Origin of the sequence: Saccharomonospora iraqiensis subsp. iraqiensis (genome assembly GCF_000430445.1) — a bacterium.
GTDB lineage: Bacteria > Actinomycetota > Actinomycetes > Mycobacteriales > Pseudonocardiaceae > Saccharomonospora > Saccharomonospora iraqiensis.
Map to the genome: position 1 here is coordinate 94,601 of NZ_KE387135.1, position 2,412 is coordinate 97,012.

3 protein-coding genes and 1 pseudogene are annotated in these 2,412 nt (G+C 72.4%); 3 read left to right on the forward strand and 1 reads right to left on the reverse strand.

The window, feature by feature from the left end; all coding sequences use genetic code 11:
- The first annotated feature begins 303 nt into the window (after positions 1–303).
- Positions 304–672, forward strand: coding sequence for a DUF3817 domain-containing protein (locus ACTIR_RS0120410; protein WP_026455660.1), 369 nt, complete (start codon positions 304–306; stop codon positions 670–672).
- A gap of 64 nt (positions 673–736) precedes the next feature.
- Here the strand turns inward: ACTIR_RS0120410 and ACTIR_RS0120415 are convergent, their stop codons facing one another.
- A complete protein-coding gene (locus ACTIR_RS0120415) occupies positions 737–1,252 on the reverse strand; it encodes a MarR family winged helix-turn-helix transcriptional regulator (protein WP_007026710.1) in 516 nt (171 codons plus the stop codon).
- An 83-nt stretch (positions 1,253–1,335) separates the two neighbouring features.
- Between ACTIR_RS0120415 and ACTIR_RS24595 the strand changes: the two are divergent.
- Together ACTIR_RS24595 and trxA are read left to right on the forward strand one after the other, a co-directional pair.
- Positions 1,336–1,637 (forward strand): annotated as a pseudogene (locus ACTIR_RS24595) (thiamine-binding protein).
- Between the two features lie 78 nt (positions 1,638–1,715).
- Positions 1,716–2,412 (forward strand): thioredoxin (gene trxA, locus ACTIR_RS24600; protein WP_052583980.1); only part of this gene is annotated, 697 nt, incomplete at its 3' end.

A 2,412-nucleotide genomic window follows, 5' to 3' on the forward strand; every position in this document is an offset into this window, starting at 1 on the left:
CCCGCCGCGGTAGAAGTGGGCGGGACGGTTCGCGGGCAGCCGCAGGGGTTCCCGCGGCGCCCCGGGCGGGATCGTCACGGCGGCAATCTAGCAGTGCGGACTTCCGGACCGCGCCGTGCGCGTGGGGGACGTGCGGGGCGCCCGGAGCGGGATTGCCGCACCCGGTGCGCCGGTGACCGTCATCACGCAGCACACTGGCATCGCGGCGTCCGACAGCGTTGTTGACGTCCATGTCAGAGGTGACGTGACTGTCGGTGCGCGATCGCCCGGTTCGCGGCGGTCGGCTGATCAGGGAGGATATTCGTGTCGAACAAGGCTGCTGTCTTGTTCCGTGTCGTCGCCGTCGCGGAGGCCTTCTCGTGGGCGGGCCTGCTCGTCGGCATGTTCCTCAAGTACGTCGTCGAGCTCGGCGAGGGCGGTGTCCCGGTGCTCGGCATGGTGCACGGCGTGCTGTTCGTCCTCTACCTCGCCACCACGCTGCTCGTCGCGCGTCCGCTCGGCTGGCGTGCCGGGACCGTGGTCACCGCGCTGCTGGCGAGCATCCCGCCCCTGGCGACCTGGGTGTTCGAGAAGTGGGCCCTGCGCAGGGGCAAGCTGGACGGGCCGGAACGGCTCGCCCACGGTGGCACGGCGCTGTTCCTGAACCGTGACCGCGTGGGTGCCGGCGCCTGAGCACCGTCCCGGGACGCGTTCTCCCGCGCGGGCCGTGCCGGTGACGGCGGTCCGCGCGGGTTGATCACCCCTCGCCTGCGTCGTCGGTGAAGTCCCCCGCGGACTTCCGTACCCGGGTGAGCAGGTCGGTCAGCTGTTCGGTCTGCCGCGTGGTCAGGCCGGTGAGGCCGAAGTCGATGGCGTTGACGGCCCGGGTGGCCCGCTCCTGCCGGGCCCGGCCCTCCTCGGTGATCTCCACGAGGGTGGTGCGCCGGTCCGTCGGGTGCGGGAGGCGCTTGACCAGGCCGTCCTTCTCCAGCCGGTCGACGATGTTGGTCACGCTGGTGGGGTGCAGCTGCAGCCGCTCGCCCATCACGCGCATCGGCAGACTCGACGACCGCGCGAAGGTCAACAGCACCAGGGCCTCGAAGCGGGCGAAGGTGAGCCCGTGCGGCTTGAGCGCCGTGTCGACGGCCGACTGGACGATCTGCTGCACCCGCATCAGACCGGTGACGGCGGCCATGGTGGTGGAGGGGCCGATGCGGTCCTCCCACAGCTGCGCCGCGCGCGCGATCGGGTCGAACGGCAACGGACGGTTCATGGGCCTCGAAGTTAGCAGCGGGACCGGGCACGCTGGGGGCGGGTACGCCGAGCCCGCCCGCGGGCGGGGCCGAGGAGGAACACATGATCGTGGCGTTCAGCGTGAGCCCGTCCGGCCCGGACGAAGGTGACGGTGTCGGCGAGGCGGTGAGCCGTGCCGTGCGGGTCGTGCGGGAGTCCGGTCTGCCGAACGAGACGAACGCGATGTTCACCAACGTCGAGGGCGACTGGGACGATTGATGGACGTCGTCCGGCGGGCGGTCGAGGCGGCGGGCGAGGACGCCTCCCGGGTGAGCCTGGTTCTCAAGGCCGACATCCGGCCCGGCCACACCGGGCAGCTGGACGCCAAGGTCGAGCGCGTCGAGCGACGTCTGTCGGCCGACTGACCGCACAGCGGCGCACCGGGACGACGGGGTCACCGACGGCGCCGACCAGCCATGAACGGCGTGACCGTCCGTGCCAGGATGGAAGGCGTGACACAGCCACGCGGATCAGCAAGCAACGCACAGGCCGCGTCCGCCGCGCTCTCCGGGGCGGTCGACCTCTCCGGGCTCAAGCAGCGCGCCGACGCGGCCCGACAGTCGAACCAGGGCGGCCCGCAACGCGGGCAGGCGGGGGGCACCTCCGGCGGGGCAGGCGGCGCCGGTGCCGTCGTCGACGTGACCGAGTCCACCTTCCAGTCCGAGGTGATCGACCGGTCGATGCGGCAGCTCGTCGTCGTCGACCTGTGGGCCGATTGGTGCGGTCCGTGCAAGCAGCTCAGCCCCGTGCTGGAGAAGCTGGCGACGGAGAGCAACGGCGCCTGGACCCTGGCGAAGGTGGACGTCGACGCGAACCCGCGGATCTCGCAGGCGTTCGGCGTCCAGTCGATCCCGACGGTGGTCGCGATCGCGGCCGGGCAGCCGGTCGACGCCTTCTCCGGCGCGTTGCCGGAGTCCCAGATCCGGCAGTGGGTCGATCAGCTGCTCGACGCGCTGCGGGACCGGCTGCCGGGTGCCGGGGCGGCCGACGGGCAGGCCGAGGAGGAGCCCGCCGAACAGGAGCAGGACCCGCGGTTCACCGAGGCCGAGGCGGCGATCGAGCGCGGTGACTACGCCGGCGCGCAGGCCGCCTACCAGCGCATCCTGGACAGCGAGCCGGGCAACGAGCAGGCCGCCGCCG